Source organism: Xanthomonas arboricola, assembly GCF_003353015.1.
Classification (GTDB): Bacteria; Pseudomonadota; Gammaproteobacteria; order Xanthomonadales; family Xanthomonadaceae; genus Xanthomonas; species Xanthomonas arboricola_E.
In genome coordinates this window covers 1,584,258-1,603,127 of the sequence record NZ_QREM01000009.1, presented here as the reverse complement: position 1 = coordinate 1,603,127, position 18,870 = coordinate 1,584,258, and the positions used below count along the sequence as shown (strand labels likewise).

The window sequence follows — 18,870 nt, the reverse complement described above, 5'->3', positions numbered from 1 at the left end:
TCTTTGTCTTGATGGTGGCTGTCGCGCTGCTGGCATGGCTGCCGTTGCGCCTGGTGCTGCCGCGCGCGGGGCTGCCATTCTCGGCGCTGGACGTGGAGGGGCCGGTATGGGCCGGCACCTTGCGGCAGGTGCAATGGCAGGGCATCGCGTTTGGCGATGTCACGGTACGGCCGCGGCTGTGGCCACTGGTGCGCGGAGAGCGCCAGGTCCACCTGCAGGCCACGCAGCTGCAACTGCTGCTGGTGGATGGCGCGCAACACGGCATCCGCGATGCGCAGGGCCAGTTGCTGTTGCGCCAGCCAGCGGGCATGGCCTTGATCGATCTGGCATTGGAGCTGCAGCAGGTGGACCTGTTGTTCGATGCCACCGGCTGCGTGCAGGCCGCTGGGCGGGTCGGCCTGCAAGTGCTGGCCAGTGGGGCGGGCGAGCTGCCCGGGCTACCGCCGTTGCGCCTGTCCGGCCAGCCGCGCTGCATGGGCGACACCGCCGTGCTGACCTTGCTGCCCGACGCCGCGCTGCCTGCCGGCGTGCAGGCCGATGCACAGCTGCACCTGTGGCGCGATGGACGCTGGCAGCTGCAGTCGCGTGTCGATCCGGGGCAGGACGCGGTGCTGGGCGTGGGCCTGCAGTTGCTGGGCTTTGCCGCCACCCCGGAGCGCACCTTGCTGCGCATCGACCAGGGGCAACTGCGCTGAGCGCCGCCTGGCTCGCTGATGGCGGAGCGCTTTTTCTTCTGCACCATTCGCGTGCATGGGACGGCCGGAGGTCTCGTCCAGGCCGATGCCAGCGGCGTACCCGAGCGGCCGCTGACAACGTTGTCGTCTTGCCGCTGCCGGCAGTCATCGCCGTAGTCGAGCGCTTGCAGCGATGCGGCCGGCGCGCCGCGTTCGACCGCGCAGGGGCCGAATGCTGGACCGTGATCCGGTTTGCAGCGATTTCGCGATGCCGCACATGTCCTGGCCCGCCAGGAATTGGTCTGGTTTCCCTGGATTGGTCACTGACTGGTCCTGCGACAACGATGCCCGTCCTGCACCCGGATGATGCTCTGTGCACCATCAGGACCCTTTTAAAATGGGGTTCCTGCAAAGCCCGCAGCGTCATCGAATGCTTTCGACAGTGACTGTTGACAGGATCTTTTAAAGACCATAAGAATCAAATCCACTGAATTGGTATTTGCCAGTCAGGGCCGTTGATCAGCAATGGCAGGCGATGACCGTCCTGGGAGGGAGACGGCATCGGCACCCACGGGGGGCCGTACGGGGTGCTCGCAGACAACAGATCGCAGGCGGTTCCGGATGTCCGGGACCGGTGGCCTGTGCGCGTGTGGGTGGGTTGCCCCACGCCGGGATCCGTCAGCGCTGATCGATCGGAATGCCAGCCGCGTCGTCGTCCAGCCAGTCCACCTCAGGATCTCCCATGTCACCTGTCCCGCGTGCCGCGTTGCGTTGTTGTTCGCCCTCCTCGCTGTCCATCGCCATTGCGCTGTCGCTGCTTGCCTGCGGCGCCAGCGCGCAGGCGCAGGAATCGCCGCCGCCGGCATCGGCGCAGATCTCCCAGCTCGACACCGTCAAGGTCACCAGCTCGTACCAGAAGAGCCTGATCACCGCGATGGACACCAAGCGCGACGATGTGCGCATGACCGATGGCATCTCCGCGCAGGACATCGGCAAGTTTCCTGCCGAGAACATCGCCGAGGCGATCCAGCGCATCCCCGGCGTGCAGATCTCCACCATCAACGGGCGCGGCTCCACCATCAGCGTGCGTGGTCTGGGCCCGCAGTATTCGGCCACCACCATCAACGGCCAGGTGATCAAGAGCGCCGACTTCACCGATGGGTTCCGCTACGACATCATCCAGCCGGAAGTGGCCGCCGGGATCGAGGTGATCAAATCGCCGTCGGCGGACATGGACGCCGGTGGCCTGTCCGGCACGGTCAACATCAACACCACCAAACCGCTGGATTACCGGCAGACCAAGCTGCTGTTCTCGGCCAAGACCCAGTATGCGGAATTTGCCGGTGGCTCGCCCACGCCCAAGGGCGTGCTGACCTATATCGACCAGTTCAAGGCCGGTGGCGGCGAGCTGGGCGTGTTCCTCAGTGCCGGCTACCAGAAGCTCAAGGACCGCGCCGATTATCTGTGGATCGACCGCTGGTACACGCAGGACACCGACGCCGGCAGCTTGTACATCCCGCGCCGCCCGCGCTATCGCTCGATCGAGCGCGAGACCACGCGCAAGATGTTCAACGGCGGCTTGCAGTGGAAGCCCAACGACCAGCTGGAGATGAACCTCACTGCGCTGTATTCGCAGGACAAGACCGCCAACGACATGAACCAGCTGGTGTACTCGTTCGAGCGCACTCCACTGACGGTGCTGCAGACCAACGGCCTGACCGCCACGCAGGTGTCGGCATCGGACTACTGGCTGGAGAACAACCGTCAGATCGAACAACACGACCTGTCCACGCAGCTGCTCAGCTACGACTTCAAATGGAAGGGCGATGCCTGGACGCTCAGTGGCGCGGCCAATTACACCCAGGGCAAGACCGACGAGAACGAACGCGCCGCGATCCTGGGCCGGATTCCGTCGGCAACATTGCTGGATACCTCCAATCCCGACGCGATCTCGCTGACCACCGATGCCGACGCCACCGATGCCAGTGCCTGGGACAAGGCCAATCTGGTGCGCAGCGAGTATCCCAACGGGTCCATCCAGTCGCTCAGCAACAAGGAATGGTCGCTGCAACTGGATGCCGAACGGTATCTGGAGCTGGGTGCGTTGAATGCGGTGCGCTTCGGTGGCAAATACCGCCGCGAAACCTTCGAGCGCGACGTGCGCCGGCGCGACTTCCTGTATCTGCTCAGGACCGGTGCAGTGTCGGGCTTCGACATGTTCCCGGAACTGTCGGCCGCCAACAGCACGGTCAGCAATTTCCTCGACGGGCAGCTCGCCTCGCAGGACAGCTGGGTCACCCCGGACATCGCCGCCTATGCGCGCTCGCTGGCGGCCGCCGGCATCACGGTGCCGGTCCTGTTCGCGCCGCAGAGCAGCTACAGCATCGAGAACGACATTTCCTCGGCCTATGCGATGGCGCGCATCGACACCGACATCGGCAGCATGCGCCTGCGCGGCAACCTCGGCCTGCGCTACGAAAACACCAAGCGCACCACCGACACCTACCTGACCCAGGCACAGGCCGCCAGCGACGATGCCAATGTGGTGATCGGCACCGCGCGTGCGCCGTACGACTATTCCAACTGGCTGCCCAGCCTGAACCTGGTGCTGGACATGCGCGACGACCTGCTGCTGCGCTTTGCCGCCGCCAAGGTACTGGTGCGGCCGATCCTGGACAGCAACACCGCCATCGCCTCGACCATCTCCACCGGCACCAATACCGGCGGCACCACCACCTATGTCGTCACCCAGGGCCAGACCGATCTGAAGGCGCTGACCGCCGACCAGGCCGACCTGAGCCTGGAGTGGTACTACGGCAATGGCGGCGCGCTCACCGTGGCCGGGTTCTGGAAGAACATCAAGAACGGCACCTTCAACAGCATCGTCTGCCCGGCCGCCTTCAACGGCACTGCGCTGTCCAGCAACGCAGCCGGCGACTGCGTGGACAGCGGCGGCGACATCTACGAGATCACCGCCACCACCAACGATCCGGGCAAGGTCAAGATCCGCGGCTACGAACTGGGCTGGACGCAATCGCTGGATGCCTGGTTGCCGATCGACGGCTTCGGGGTGACCACCAACTTCACCCGGGTGATTCCGCAGCGCGATACCGACTTCCAGATCCGCAACCTGTCCGAACAGACCTGGAACGCCACCGCGTACTGGGAGAGCACGCATTATTCGGCGCGCGTCTCGCTCAACCACCGCAGCGAGTACGAACAGGACAGCAGCGACAGCTTCTTCGCGCGCGAAGGCCACACCATGAAGGCGCGCACGCAGCTGGATGCGGTGCTTGGCTACCAGGTCAACGACACGCTGAGCTTCCAGCTGGGTGGCCTGAATCTCACCAACCGCACCGAGGAGGCGTACAAGGACATCGCCAGCCGCTGGCAGATGACCGGTGTCACCGGTCGCAGCTACTACCTGTCGATGCAGTGGGACATGCTGTGATGAGGTGCGCGCGAGCGCGGTGCGGCCGTGCACCGCTGCGTGCGGCGGCCGGTGGCGAGTGCAACGCCGGTGGTGAGTGCAACGCCGTTGGTCGGGACAACGCCGCAGCGGGGATGGGTGCGGGCCATGCCGCGGCCGCCGGAGTGGCCGCGCCGCGTGCGCCTCATGGCATGCCTGCCGTGCAGTCGAGCGGGCGCCGTCATGCGCAGGCGTGAGTTCCTTGCCGGCAGCATCTGCGCCCCGTCGCTGCTTGGCGTGCCGGCGTTGCTGCCAGGCGCGGCGGGCGCTGTAACGACGTGCCTTGGCAGCGGCGGCATGGCGCATCCTGCACCACCGCCAGCGGACCTGGACGACGGTGGCCAATGGCTGGACCTGGACGAGGGCTGGCGCTTCCACGCGGGCGATCTATCGTTCCCGCGCCTGCTTGCGCAGGACGAGACTTACGACAATGCCAAGGCCGGCCGCGCCTGGGGTGCGGCGGCGCCGGACTACGACGACACCGGCTGGCGGCAGCTGCAGGTACCGCACGACTTCGTGGTGGAGCAGGCGGTGCGCGCCGACGCCAATATCGCGCAGGGGTATCGTCCGCGCGGCATTGCCTGGTACCGGCGCACGCTGCGGCTGGACGAGTCCGTGCGTGGCCAGGCGGTGGAGCTGCGGCTGGACGGCATCGCCAGCCATGCCACCGTGTGGGTCAACGGCATGCTGATGGCGCGCAGCTGGAGCGGCTACACCGGGCTGGTCATCGACCTCACGCCGGTCGCGCGCTACGGCAATGCCTTGAACAGCATCGCCATCCGCGTCGATGCCGAGGCCATGGATGGCTGGTGGTATGAGGGCGGCGGCATCTACCGGCACACCTGGCTGGTGCTGCGTGCGCCCTTGCATATCGCCGGCGACGGCCTGGCGGCGGTGCCGCGCGAAGGTGCTGGCGATGTCTGGCAGCTGCCGGTGCAGCTGGACCTGGTCAACAGCGGGCAACAGCCTGCCGAGGCGTGGGTGGATGTGGCGCTGCGCGACCCAAGCGGTGCTGTCGTGGCGAGTGGCCAGACGCAACTGCGCGTGGCTGCATTCGGCACCGCGCAGGCGACGGTCGGCCTCGCGGTGGCGCAACCGCAGCGCTGGAGCGTGGACACGCCGGTGCTGTATCGCGTGCAGGCCAGCGTGCGTGGCGCAGACGGCCGCAGCGACCGTGCCGGGTGCGAGATCGGCTTTCGCAGCCTGCGCTTCGATGCCGACAACGGCTTCTTCCTCAATGGCCGCCCGCTCAAGATCAAGGGCGTCTGCCTGCATCAGGACCATGCCGGGGTCGGGGTGGCGCTGCCCGATGCCTTGCACGCGTTTCGCCTGCAGCGCTTGAAGTCGATGGGCTGCAATGCCATCCGCCTGCATCACGCGGTGGCACCGGAACTGCTGCAGGCCTGCGACCGGCTCGGCATGCTGGTGATGGCCGAGAACCGGCTGTTCAACCCCGCACCCGACTACGTGGCGCTGCTGCAGAACATGGTGCGGCGCCAGCGCAACCATCCCAGCGTGTTCCTGTGGTCGCTGCTCAACGAAGAGCCGCTGCAGGGCACCGCCACCGGTTACGCGATCATGGCGCGCGCCGCCAGCGCCGTGCGCGCGCTCGACGACAGCCGCCCGATCACCGCCGGCATGAACGACGGCATGTTCGCCACCCGTGGCGCGGCCGATGTGGTGGACGTGCTCGGTTTCAACTACCGCCAGTCCAACTACGACCGCGTGCATGCGGCGCGGCCGCGCACGCCGATGCTGTCCAGCGAGGACACCAGCGCGTTCCAGACCCGCGGCGCGTGGTTCACCGACCTGGATGCGCACGTGGTGGCCGAAGACGACAGCCTGGCCGCGGACTGGGGCAATACCCATCGCCGCGCCTGGCAGCTGATTGCCGAACGCCCGTTCGTCGCCGGCAGTTTCGTGTGGACCGGTTTCGATTATCGCGGCGAACCCACCCCGTTCGCATGGCCGTCGGTGGGAGCGTTCTTCGGCATCATGGACCAATGCGGATTCGCCAAGGGGGCGTATTGGCTGCGCCGCGCGTTGTGGATCGACGACGCGCCGGTGCTGCACCTGTTGCCGCACTGGAACTGGCCCGGCCGCGAGGGCCGGCCGATCAAGGTGATGGCGTTCTGCAATGCCGCGCAGGTGGAGCTGTGGCTCAACGGCCGCTCGCTGGGCAAGCAGGTGGTGGATCGGGCGCAGATGAATCAGTGGCAGGTGGACTATGCGCCGGGCGTGCTGGAAGCGGTGGCCTGGCGCGATGGCCGCGAGGTGGCGCGCACGCGGGTGGAAACCACCGGCGCGGCGGTCGCGCTGCGGCTCACGCCGGACCGCACCCGGCTACGCGGCGATGGCCGCGATGCGCAACCGGTGACCCTGGAAGCGCTGGATACGCAAGGCCGCCACGTGCCCGATTGCAATGCACCACTGACGCTGCAGATCAGCGGTGGCCGCTTGCTGGGTGTCGGCAATGGCGACCCGAATGCGCATACGCCCGATCAGGGTATGCAAGTGGCCTTGTTCAACGGGCTGGCGCAGGCGATCGTGCAGGCCGGGCGTGGCGCCGGCGTGTTACGGCTGCAGGCGCGCAGCGCAGGCTTGCGCGATGCGGTGCTCGAGATCGCGTGCGCGGTCGTGCCGCTGCCAGCCACGGTGCCGATCGTGGCGCCGGCGATGGTGGTCGAGAGCTGGCGCCACACCGCCGCCTTCGCGCAGCCGCCGGCGCCGGACCTGTCGCGCCGCCCCAACGACAACAACAGCTGGAGCAATACGCTGCCCGGCACGCTGGAAACCGCACCCGAACGCGCCGGCTACGTGCTGTACCGCACCGAGTTCACGCCGTGGCAGGGCGTGCAAACCCACGGCGGCATGCTTGACCTGGGTCGTCTCAGCGGGCCGGTACAGGTATTTCTGGATGGCCGTGCAGTTGCCCAGGCACCTGCCGGCACGCCGATACACGTGACGCTTGCACCCGCGACCGGCGCGCGCACGCTGGCGGTGATCCTGCAGGTCGCTGCCGATCAGCCGTTTGGATTCCACGACGTCGTCACCGTGCACTACCGGAACTCGCCATGATTGCCTCACCGTTTTCTCCGTCCACGCCTGTGCGCCTGTTCGTCGGTGCCGTGCTGGGCGCGTTGCTCGCCATTCCGCATCTGGTGCTGGCCGCACCGCCCGCGCAGGCGGTACTGCAACGCCTGATCGGCCCGCGCGCCGCACAGTTCGAGATGACGATGGCGCCGCGCGGCGACGGCGCGGACTGGTACCGCATCGACGCCGGTGGCGACGCGGTGCGCATTGCCGGCTCCTCGCAGGTGGCCTTGGCACGTGGCGCCTACGCCTATCTCGGCCAGGCCGGTGCGGCCTCGATGAGCTGGGAAGGCGACCGCGTGGCGCTGCCGGCGCAATGGCCGGCCTACCGCAGCGGCCAGGTGCGCACGCCGTTTGCCCATCGCGCCTATCTCAACACCTGCACCTACGGCTACACCACGCCGTTCTGGGACTGGCCGCGCTGGCAGCGCGAGATCGACTGGATGGCGCTGCACGGCATCGACATGCCGCTGGCGATGGAAGGGCAGGAGGCGATCTGGCAGGCGCTGTGGCGCGAGTTCGGCGTGGGCGATGACGCGCTGGCGGAGTATTTCTCCGGCCCGGCATTCACCCCGTGGCAGCGCATGGGCAATATCGAAGGCTATCGCGCGCCGCTGCCGCAGCACTGGATCGACAGCAAGCGCGTGCTGCAGACACAGATCCTCACCCGCATGCGCGAGCTGGGCATGCAGCCGGTGCTGCCGGCGTTTGCCGGCTACGTGCCCAAGGCATTCGCGCAGGCGCATCCCAACGCGCGCATCTACCGCATGCGCGCCTGGGAAGGCTTCCACGAAACCTACTGGCTGGATCCGCGCGATCCCTTGTTTGCCCAGGTCGCGCGGCGGTTCCTGGAGCTGTACACGCAGGCCTATGGCGCAGGCGAGTTCTATCTGGCCGACGCCTTCAACGAGATGCTGCCGCCGGTGGCCGACGATGGCAGCGACGTGGCGGCCGCCAGGTACGGCGACAGCATCGCCAACTCCGATGCCGCACGCGCCAAGGCGGTACCGCCAGCGCAACGCGACGCACGCCTGGCCGAGTACGGGCAGGCCTTGTATCGCTCCATTGCACAGGTCAATCCACAGGCCACCTGGGTGATGCAGGGCTGGCTGTTCGGTGCCGACAGAGCGTTCTGGCAACCGCAGGCGATCGCCGCGTTTCTCGGCAAGGTGCCCGACGCGCGGCTGATGGTGCTGGACATCGGCAACGACCGCTATCCCGGCACCTGGAAGGCTTCGCAGGCCTTCGACAACAAGCAGTGGATCTATGGCTACGTGCACAACTACGGCGCCAGCAATCCGCTGTACGGCGACTTTGCGTTCTATCGGCAGGATCTGCAGGTCTTGCTGGCCGATCCGGACAAACGCACTCTGCGCGGCTTCGGCGTGTTTCCGGAAGGGCTGCACAGCAACTCGGTGGTCTACGAGTATCTCTACGCGCTGGCCTGGGAAGGACCGCAGCAGTCCTGGTCGCAATGGCTCACCCAATACACCCGTGCGCGCTACGGCCACAGCGATGCGGCCTTGCTGCAGGCCTGGTCGGATCTGGAGGCGGGCATCTACCAGACCCGCTACTGGTCGCCACGCTGGTGGAACAAGCGTGCCGGTGCGTATCTGCTGTTCAAGCGGCCGACCGCCGACATCGTCGGCTTCGATGACCGCCCCGGCGATCCGCAACGCCTGCGCCGCGCCATCGACGCCTTGCTGCAGCAGGCCGACCGCTATGCCGACGCGCCGCTGTACCGCTACGACCTGATCGAAGACGCGCGGCACTACCTGAGCCTGCATGCCGACCGTCAGTTGCAGGCGGTGGTGCAGGCCTACGACGCCGGCGACTTCGCGCGCGGCGATGCGCTGCTGGCGCGCACGGTGCAACTGGTGCAGGGGCTGGATGCACTGGTCGGCGGCCAGCACGAAACCCTGGCCGACTGGACCGGCCAGGCCGCCGCGGCCGCCGGCAACGATGCCGCACTGCGTCGTGTCTATGTCGGCAATGCGCGTGCGCAGGTCAGCCTGTGGGGCGGCGACGGCAACCTGGCCGATTACGCGTCCAAGGCATGGCAGGGCATGTACGCGGATTTCTACCTGCAGCGCTGGACGCGCTTTCTGCGCGCATACCGTGCCGCGCGCAAGGCCTGCACGCCGTTCGACGCAGCGGCGGTCAACACCCAGCTCGCCGCGTGGGAACGCCAATGGGCCGCGCAGGACGAGGTGCCGAAGCGACAGCCACCTCGCGAGCCACTGACCTTGCTGCGCGGCTTGCTGGCGCAGGTGGATGCGCCTGATGGCGTGCAAAGTGCCATGCAACGCAATGTGCCAGGCGGTACGCACGGTGCAATCCAAGGCATTGCCCAAGGCGACGTGCAAGGACGTGCGCGCGGTGCCATTCACAGCACCGCGCAAGGCACCGACCAATGAGCGGATCCGTATTGCATATCGCGGCCCTGCCTGACCGCTTCAGCGCCGATGCAATGACGCGCGCCACGGGCAGCATGCCTGCACGCCGCCTCCACCTGCAGTCCCTGGGCAAGGAACTGCAATGAGCGCACAAACACTCCCTGCTGCAGCTGGCACCGCAACCACACCGCCAACGCGCGAACGCTTCCTGTCGCTGGACGTGTTCCGCGGCCTGACCATCTTCCTGATGATCCTGGTCAACACCGCCGGGCCGGGCGCGCAGCCGTACGCACAGCTGACCCACGCGGCCTGGTTCGGCGTCACGCTGGCCGACCTGGTGTTTCCCTCGTTCCTGTTCGCCGTCGGCAGCGCGATGAGTTTTGCGCTGGCCACCCGCACCCCGCATCGGCAGTTCCTCGGCCGCGTGGGCAAGCGCGCCGCGCTGATCTTCTTGTGCGGCGTGCTGATGTACTGGTTTCCGTTCTTCCATCCGCAGCCCGACGGCGGCTGGGCGTTCACGGCGGTCGATCAACTCCGCCTGACCGGCGTGCTGCAGCGGATCGGCCTGTGCTACCTGCTCGCGGCGCTGCTGGTGCGCTATCTGCCGCCACGCGGTATCGCGCCGGCCTGCGTGGCGCTGCTGCTGGGCTACTGGGCCGTGCTGTATGCGTTCGGCCAGCCCGGCGCGGAGCTGGGCAGGACCGGCAATGCCGGCACCCGGCTGGACCTGTGGCTATACGGGCGCGCGCATCTGTATCGCAAGGATGGCGGCTTCGACCCCGAGGGCCTGCTCGGCACGCTGGCGGCCACGGTCAACGTGCTGGCCGGCTATCTGGGCGGGCGCTTCCTGCAGCGGCATGGCAAGACCGCTGCCGCCACACGCAGCATGGTGCTGGCGGGCGCCGGGCTGGTGCTGCTGGCGCTGCTCTGGCACCCGGCCTGGCCGCTGTCGAAGAAGCTCTGGAGCGGGTCCTTCGTCGCCTGCACGGTGGGCCTGGATCTGCTGGCGCTGGGCGTGCTGGTCTACCTGCTGGAGCTGCGCGGCTGGACTGGCGGCAGCGGTTTTTTCACCGTGCTGGGGCGCAACCCGCTGGCGATCTACCTGTTCTCCGAAGTGTTCGTGGTGGTGTTGCGGCTGCTGCCGGCCGGCAGCTCCGGCCTGGACCTGTACGCCTGGGCCGGCATCCGCGTGTTCCAGGCCATCGCGCCGGGCCCGCTCGGCTCGCTGCTGTGCGCGCTGAGCTACACGCTGCTGTGCTGGGGCGTGGGTTGGTGGATGGACCGGCGGCGCTGGTACCTGCGGTTGTGATCGCCCGGCCCGGCAATCGGCGACGCAGCCCGGGGGCGCGGACGGTGCTGCACCGGCCTGGTCATCGGCAGGCATGCCCGCCCATGACCTGCGTGGTGGACGCCGGCGTCGGCCAGGGCCTGTCATCGCTCCCGGCGACCGACAGCCGCTAATGCGCTCTGGGCAAATTGGTACTATATTGGACCTAACGAATCCAAGTCGGTCCCGAGGACAGGCAATGGCCAAACCGAAAACCGAAGCCAGGACGGACGCCGACCCCCGGATGGACGCGCTGGCGCTGGATGCCTCCGCGCCGACGCCGCTGTATCTGCAACTGGCGAGCAAGCTGGACGAGCAGATCCGCGGCGCGCAGTGGAAGGCCGGCGAGGCGCTGCCGGCCGAGCGCCAGCTGTGCGAGCGGCTGCAGATCTCGCGGGTGACCCTGCGCCAGGCGGTGGACGTGCTAGTCGAACAGGGCCTGGTTTCGCGCCGGCAGGGCGCCGGTACCTTCGTCACCACCCAGATCCAGCATCAGCTCAGTGGCCTGACCAGTTTCAGCGAGACGCTGCGCATCAAGGGCTACGAGCCCGGCACGCGCTGGCTGGAGCGGCGGCTGCGCCCGGCGCATGGCGAAGAGATCCTGCGCCTGGGGCTGTCGCCGGATGCGGCGGTGGCCTCGCTGACCCGTCTGCGCAGCGCCGACGAGCGCGTCATGGCCTACGAGCACGCGGTGCTTCCGCAGCGCGTCGTCGCCGACCCGCAGCAGATCGGCGATTCGCTCTACAGCTACCTGGATGCGCAGGGCACCCCGGTGGTGCGCGCGCTGCAGTACTTCCGCGCGATCAATCTGCCGGCACGGCTGGCCGAACACCTGCGCATGAAGACCGGCGAGGCGATCCTGCATGTGGTGCGCGTGGGCTATGCGCGCGACGGCAGCGCGATCGAATTGACCGACACCTATTGCCACAACGATTTCTACGATTTCGTCGCCGAACTGCGTCGCTGATCCAGCGCGGCGTCCCCCAACGACAACTCAAGAGCCAGCCGATCCATGACTACCGCCAGGCCCGCAAATCCCGTTGTCTCGATCGCCATCGTCGGCGTGCTGTTCTTCATCATCGGCTTCTTCACCTGGATCAACGGGCCGCTGATCACCTTCGTGCGGCTGGCGTTCGACCTCAACGAGGTCAATGCCTTCCTGGTGCTGATGGTGTTTTACCTGTCGTACTTCTTCCTGGCGCTGCCGTCGTCGTGGATCCTCAAGCGCACCGGCATGAAGAAGGGGCTGGCGCTGAGCCTGGTGGTGATGGCGGTGGGCGCGGCCGGTTTCGGCCAGTTCGCCACCCAGCGCTGGTATCCGGGCGCATTGGGCGGCCTGTTCGTGATCGGCAGCGGCCTGGCGCTGCTGCAGACCGCGATCAATCCGTACATCAGCATCCTCGGGCCGATCGAAAGCGCGGCGCGGCGGATCGCGCTGATGGGCATCTGCAACAAGATCGCCGGCATCCTGGCGCCGATCCTGATCGGCACGCTGGTGCTGCACGGCATCGGCGATCTGTCCACGCAGGTGGCCAGCGCCGATGCCGGCACCAAGGAACAACTGCTCACCGCCTTCGCCGCCAAGATCCACGCACCGTACCTGGTGATGTCCGGCGTGCTGCTGTTGCTGGCGATCGGCGTGCTGTTTTCGCCACTGCCGGAGCTGCGGGCCTCCGAGGCCAATGCCACGCCCGGCAGCGCGGCCGGCGTGCAGAAGTCCAGCATCTTCCAGTTCCCGCATCTGTGGCTGGGCGTGCTGTGCCTGTTCGTCTATGTCGGCGTGGAAGTGATGGCCGGCGATGCGATCGGCACCTACGGCCACGGCTTCAACCTGCCGCTGGACAGCACCAAGATCTTCACCTCCTACACGCTGGGCGCAATGCTGGTTGGCTACATCGTCGGCCTGGCGTTGATTCCGGGCGTGATCTCGCAGGCGCGCTACCTGAGCGTGTCGGCGGTGCTGGGCGTGCTGTTCTCGCTGGGCGCGCTGCTGACCCACGGCTATGTGTCGGTGGGCTTCGTGGCCGCGCTCGGCTTCGCCAACGCGATGATGTGGCCGGCGATCTTTCCGCTGGCCATTCGCGGGCTTGGCCGCTTTACCGAGATCGGCTCGGCACTGCTGGTCATGGGCATTGCCGGCGGCGCGATCATTCCGCAGCTGTTTGCCATTCTGAAACAGCACTACGACTTCCAGGTCGTGTTCGCTGCGCTGATGGTGCCGTGCTATCTGTACATCCTGTTCTATTCGCTGCGCGGTTACCGTGTGGGCCTGCCGGCCCAGGCCAAGTGAACCGGGCGGCATGATGCGTTCCGACGAACAAGGCACACCCATGCGCAGGCCCACCATCAAAGATGTCGCCGAGCGCGCCAAGGTCTCGTTGAAGACCGTGTCGCGCGTGATCAACAACGAACCGTCGGTGATGCAGGCCACGCGCGCGCGCGTGCTGCGCGCCATCGCCGATCTGGACTACGAGCCCGATCCGTCCGCGCGCAACCTGCGCAGCGGCACGCCGTTCGTGATCGGCCTGGTCTACGACAATCCCAACCCGTATCACATCATCGGCATCCAGAACGGCGTGCTGGCCGCCTGCCGCGAAACCGGCTTCGGCCTGCAGATCCATCCCTGCGATTCCACCTCGCCACTGCTGGCCGAGGAACTGGCCGAATGGGTGCAGCGCTCGCGGCTGGCCGGCGTGGTGCTGACCGCCCCGATGTCCGAACGCCCCGAGCTGATGGCCGGCCTGGCTGCGCGCGGCATCAAGAGCGTGCGCATCATCGCCGCCACCGACGATCCGGGCGATGGCCCCTGCGTGCATATCGACGACCGCGCCGCCGCCTATGAAATCACCGAACACCTGATCCAGCTCGGTCACCAGCGCATCGGCTTTTTGTGGGGCGGCCCGCAGCACCGCTCCAGCGGCGAGCGCCATGCCGGCTACGAAGCCGCGTTGAAGGACTACGGCATCACCCTGGACAAGCACCTGGTGATTCCCGGCGATTACACCTTCGACGACGGCTTCCGTGGCGCGCGCCGGCTGCTGTCGTTGCGCGAGCCGCCGACCGCCATCTTCGGCAGCAACGATGAAATCGCTGCCGGCGTGCTGGCCGCGGCCAAGTCCACCGGCATGAACGTGCCGTACCAATTGTCGATCGCCGGCTTCGAGGACAGCCCGTTCTCGCGCCAGTCCTGGCCGGCACTGACCACCGCCAAGCAGGCCACCGACGACATCGCGCGGCATGCCGCGCGCCTGTTGATCAGCCAGTTGCGCAGCGATGCCTACGACGACCAGCCCGCGCAACTGCAGAACCGCGGCTTCGTGCCGCAGCTGGTGGTGCGCGGTTCCACCGCACCGGCGCAGACGCCGGCCGGCAAATCCTTTCCCCCCGAATCCGCCTGAGCCTGATGAGCCTTCCCACCGAAACCGAGACCTTGATGTTCCGCGAGGCGGCGCAGACTGCCGACGTGGTCGCCGCACAGTTCGCCCGTAATGCCGACACCGTTGCCGTACTCGCGCAGTCGCTGCGCGACACGCCGCCGCCGTTCGTGGTGACCTGTGCGCGCGGCAGTTCCGATCACGCAGCGACCTACGCCAAGTATCTGTTCGAAACACAACTGGGCATCGTGACCGCCTCTGCATCGCCGTCGGTGGGCTCGGTCTACGCATCGCCGCTGCAGTTGCGCGGCGCGCTGTACATCGTGATTTCGCAATCGGGCAAGAGCCCGGACCTGCTGCGCAATGCCGAGGCCGCCAAGGCGGCCGGCGCGCGCGTGGTCGCCCTGGTCAATGTGGAGGATTCGCCGCTGGCGCAGCTGGCCGAGGTGGTGATTCCGCTCGGTGCCGGCCCGGAAAAAAGCGTCGCCGCCACCAAGAGCTATCTCGCCTCGCTGGCCGCCGTGCTGCACCTGGGCGCGGTGTGGAAGAACGACCCGGCCCTGCTCGCAGCGGTGGATGCATTGCCGCAGCAGTTGCGCAGCGCCTGGCAGGCCGACTGGTCTGCACTCACCGCCGGCCTGGTGCCCGCGCACAACCTGTTCGTGCTCGGCCGTGGCCTGGGCCTGGGCGCGGCGCAGGAAGCGGCGCTGAAGTTCAAGGAAACCTGCGGCCTGCATGCCGAAGCGTACAGCTCGGCCGAGGTCAAGCACGGCCCGATGGCGCTGGTGGGGCCGGGCTTCCCGGTGCTGGTGTTTGCGCAGCCGGATGAAACCGGCGCGGGCACGCGCGCGCTGGCCGAAGAGTTCCGCGCCCGCGGCGCGCAGGTGTGGCTGGCCGCGCCCGATGGCGACCTGCCGCTCGTCGATGCCGTGCATCCGGCCAGCGCGCCGCTGCTGACCGTGCAGAGCTTCTACCGCGCGATCAACGCGCTGGCGCTGCAACGTGGCCATAATCCCGATCTGCCGCCGCACTTGAACAAGGTCACGGAAACCGTTTGAACATGGATGCTCTCCCGATTCAGGCGCTGTGCAATGCACGCGTGCTCACCGACGACGGCCTGCAGGATGGGCTGGCCGTATTGCTGGCCGGCACGCAGATCCAGGCGATCGTGGCGGCCGACGATGTACGCGTTGCGCAGGCGCACACGCGCGTGGATCTGGGCGGCGGCACCTTGCTGCCCGGCTTTATCGACATCCAGGTCAATGGCGGTGGCGGCGTGTTGTTCAACAACGCGCGCGACCCGCAGGCGCTGGCCACCATTGCCGCAGCGCATCGCCGCTACGGCACCACCGGCATGCTGCCGACGCTGATCAGCGACACCGCCGAGGTCATGGCCGAGGCGATCGACGCCACGCGCCAGGCCATCGCGCAAGGCGTGCCCGGCGTGCTCGGCATCCATCTGGAAGGCCCGTACCTCAGCCCGGCGCGCAAGGGCACCCACGATGCACACAAGTTCCGCCTGCCCGACGCACACGAGATTGCGGTCGATACCTCGCTGGACAACGGCGTCACCCTGATCACGCTCGCGCCCGAGCGCGTGCCGCTGGACGACATCCGCGCCTTCGTCGCCGGTGGCGCGATCGTGTTCGCCGGCCACACCGCAGCGACGTACGAGCAGGCGCACGCTGGCATTGCCGCCGGCGTCAGCGGGTTTACCCATCTGTACAACGCGATGTCGCAACTGACCGGGCGCGAGCCCAGCGCGGTGGGCGCCGCACTGGAAGACCCGGCTGTGTGGTGCGGCATCATCGTCGACGGCGTGCACGTGCATCCGGCCAGCCTGCGCCTGGCGCTGGCCGCCAAGCCGCGCGGCAAGCTGGTGCTGGTCACCGACGCCATGCCGATGGTCGGTGCCGACAGCCCCAGCTTCGACCTGTACGGCGAAACCATCACTGCGGTGGACGGCGTGGTGCGCAATGCCGACGGCGCCCTGGCCGGCTCGGCGCTGGACATGGCCACCGCGGTGCGCAACAGCGTGCAGTGGCTGGGCGTGGACCTGGCCGAAGCCGCACGCATGGCGTCCACGTATCCGGCGCAATGCATCGGCCTGGGCGAGCGGCTGGGGCGCATCGCACCGGGCTACCAGGCCGACCTGGTGCTGGTGGATGCCGATGTGCAGGTGCTCGGCACCTGGGTGGCCGGACAGCGCGACTGAGGGCGCGCATGGTGGTTGCGCCTGCTTTCGGGCAGGTGCATCCCATGGGCGGCACCTGCAGGTGGCAATGGCGTCTGGCGTGTCCGGGCGCAGTGCTTGGGTTGGAGCGTCGTTGCTCGCCGGCATGGTTGTTCAGGCATTGCCGTAGTTACAACAGCGGCGATATGCCTGTCAGGCACCCGTCAAGACGGGGTGCGGCGCTTTTGTCGCTGCGTGCAGATCAATGGCTGAAGCATGGTCGCTGCGCGTGGTGGCGTTGCCGTCCACTCGTGGCACGCCGTGGCTGCTAGAGTTGCGATCAACTCAAGGACAAGGCAGTACCGATGAGCAACGCATGGATGCGCTGGTGGCTGGTGGGGTGGTTGCTGTGCTGCCTGCACGCGACCGCTGCAGCTGTGGCCCCCTGGCGGCTGGTTGCCGGCGGGACGGACTACCAATTGAAGATGGCGCAGGGCGATGTGCAGACAGCCGAGGGGGCACGGCTGCGGCTGAGCGCCGGTCCCAGCCGCACGGCTGCGTTTGGTGCGGCCGCCGTGCAGCTCGATGCCGTCGCGCTGCGTGGACAGTCGCTGGCCTTGGATGGCCTTCTGCAAACCTCCAGCGCCCTACCGGGTGCAAACCTGTGGATGCGCGCAGTCGATGCGAAGGGCAAGGTCGTGGCATTCGAAACCTCGCAAGCCGAGCGGGTGAGTGGCAGCTCTCGGGCACACCGTGGCATCGAAATGCAGGTTCCCGAGCAAGCAAATCGGCTGGCAGTTGGTGTCGTGCTGGCTGGGGATGGTGCCGTCGACGTCACTCGCTTGCGGCTGATGGCTCAACCTGTCGTGGATGCTGCATCCGCGGCCGGGATTCTCGACATTGCGATTCCTGCAATCAGGGAGCATGCGCTGCAGCGCAGCCGTATCGATTGGGCCACCCGCGAGCCCCAGTTGCGCGCACAGGCCGCAAGCATGCGCGAAGCCGACGCCTATACCGCCATCGAGGCGCTGATTGCCGAGCTCGATGACGGCCATCGCCTATTGTTACGGCCTAGCACCCTGCGCCATATGGAGGCACGTGCCGCCGCGCAAGCCACAGTGCAGGCACGGTTGCTGCAGCCCGATGTTGGCTATGTCGCGGTGCCTGGCCTGATGACCTCGTCCGGCGACGTCAGGGGTGCCTATCAACGCGCGCTTGCCACTGCGCTGGATGGCATGGCATCGCAGGCACGCTGCGGCTGGGTCGTCGATCTGCGGCAAAACAGCGGGGGCACGATGTGGCCGATGGTCAACGGCTTGCAGCCGTTGCTGGGTGAGCACGTGCTCGGTTACTTCGTCAACGCGGATGGCGAACCCACGCCGTGGCGGGCGAGAGCCGTGCCGCCGACTTCCGGCGCGCGCGCCGCGCAAACCGATCGCCCGGTGGCCGTCCTGATCGGGCCAAGGACGGCAAGCGCCGGCGAGATGGTCGCCATCGCGTTCCGTGGGCGACCGGCAACGCGCAGTTTCGGTCAGCCGAGTGCGGGGCAGACCACCGGCAATCGTTCGGTCGACCTGCCTGGTTGTGCCGTCCTTGCGGTTGCCAGCACCGCGACGCAGGATCGCAATGCACAGCGTCTGGATGGGGCATTGCAACCGGACGTGGTGCTGGACCCGCAGGCCGATGCCATCGATACGGCGGCGCGATGGCTGCGAACGCAGCGGTGCGCACTGGCGCAGTGACGCACGCAAGGCACACGCGGAGTGCATTGAACCGGCATCAGGCAAATGCAGGAGGCAGGCGGCGGACGCATTGTTCAGGCCGCGATGTCGGCGAGCGATGGCACGGTACAGGCTTGAGACGGTCAAGCGCATCGTCCAATGGCATCCATTGCCTGCATTGCGCGTGACGCCGCCAACCTGACCAGGGGCGAGCACCTGCAGCGCAGCGCCGGATGGTGTCGCTCCTTCGACGCGTGCCAGTGCGACGCTTTGCATCGCAACATTTTGCTGCGCAGCCTTGCCGGGTGAGGTTGCCGGCGCAATGGTCTGCACAGGCGGTTCGCCCGATTGCGATCTGGGTCACGCTGCCGTTCCATTATCGCCATTCAAGACGGCGCATTCCGCATAAAACAGGGCAATTCTGACGCCAGGTTGACAGTGCCGCTATCGGAAGGCACCTTCGCTGATAACGTTGTCAGCGATCAGGAGCGTGCTCCGACTTCATGAAAGACGTTGCCGGCCGGTCATGCATCGGCCTGGCACCTTGCCCCGCATGCCGTCACCGGCCTGCGGGAAGACGCTGCTCGCCGTCCGGTGTACAGGGGGACGGATCGCGGGTGTGGCGCGCGCTTTCTGCGCGTTC

11 protein-coding genes are annotated in these 18,870 nt (G+C 67.4%); all 11 read left to right on the top strand.

Translation table 11 applies throughout. The features are described 5' to 3' along the window. Positions 1-11: 11 nt before the first annotated feature. The 11 genes from gspN (at position 12) to C0541_RS17230 (ending at position 18,248) form a co-directional block, all read left to right on the top strand. The gene (gene gspN, locus C0541_RS17280) at positions 12-695 is read left to right on the top strand and encodes a type II secretion system protein N (RefSeq protein WP_429001354.1); all 684 of its coding nucleotides are present in this window, start codon (positions 12-14) and stop codon (positions 693-695) included. Between the two features lie 721 nt (positions 696-1,416). After that, positions 1,417-4,125: a TonB-dependent receptor gene (locus C0541_RS17275; protein WP_115050208.1), complete on the top strand. Its 2,709-nt coding sequence runs from the start codon at positions 1,417-1,419 to the stop codon at positions 4,123-4,125. Positions 4,126-4,326: 201 nt separating this feature from the next. After that, entirely contained in the window at positions 4,327-7,221 is a 2,895-nt protein-coding gene (galA, locus tag C0541_RS17270; RefSeq protein ID WP_115050206.1) for a beta-galactosidase GalA, read from the top strand. After that, on the top strand, positions 7,218-9,653 hold the full coding sequence (locus C0541_RS17265; RefSeq protein ID WP_115050204.1) for an alpha-N-acetylglucosaminidase: 2,436 nt from the start codon (positions 7,218-7,220) through the stop codon (positions 9,651-9,653). The genes galA and C0541_RS17265 overlap by 4 nt, the downstream gene beginning before the upstream one ends. A gap of 121 nt (positions 9,654-9,774) precedes the next feature. Further along, on the top strand, positions 9,775-10,941 hold the full coding sequence (locus C0541_RS17260) for an acyltransferase family protein (protein WP_115050202.1): 1,167 nt from the start codon (positions 9,775-9,777) through the stop codon (positions 10,939-10,941). A 262-nt stretch (positions 10,942-11,203) separates the two neighbouring features. Beyond that, positions 11,204-11,926 carry a GntR family transcriptional regulator gene (locus C0541_RS17255; RefSeq protein WP_161960141.1) on the top strand — a complete coding sequence of 241 codons (723 nt, stop codon included), beginning with the start codon at positions 11,204-11,206 and terminating at the stop codon, positions 11,924-11,926. A gap of 45 nt (positions 11,927-11,971) precedes the next feature. Next, a complete protein-coding gene (locus C0541_RS17250) occupies positions 11,972-13,249 on the top strand; it encodes a sugar MFS transporter (RefSeq protein WP_115050198.1) in 1,278 nt (425 codons plus the stop codon). A 40-nt stretch (positions 13,250-13,289) separates the two neighbouring features. Continuing rightward, a complete protein-coding gene (locus C0541_RS17245; RefSeq protein ID WP_115050459.1) occupies positions 13,290-14,357 on the top strand; it encodes a LacI family DNA-binding transcriptional regulator in 1,068 nt (355 codons plus the stop codon). Between the two features lie 5 nt (positions 14,358-14,362). Then, positions 14,363-15,391 (top strand): SIS domain-containing protein, encoded by a 1,029-nt coding sequence (locus C0541_RS17240; protein ID WP_115050196.1) that lies wholly within the window; start codon positions 14,363-14,365, stop codon positions 15,389-15,391. A gap of 2 nt (positions 15,392-15,393) precedes the next feature. Beyond that, a complete protein-coding gene (gene nagA / locus C0541_RS17235) occupies positions 15,394-16,548 on the top strand; it encodes an N-acetylglucosamine-6-phosphate deacetylase (RefSeq protein ID WP_115050191.1) in 1,155 nt (384 codons plus the stop codon). A gap of 323 nt (positions 16,549-16,871) precedes the next feature. Next, positions 16,872-18,248, top strand: a complete 1,377-nt coding sequence (locus C0541_RS17230) for a S41 family peptidase (RefSeq protein ID WP_193725937.1) — start codon at positions 16,872-16,874, stop codon at positions 18,246-18,248. Positions 18,249-18,870 lie beyond the last annotated feature (622 nt).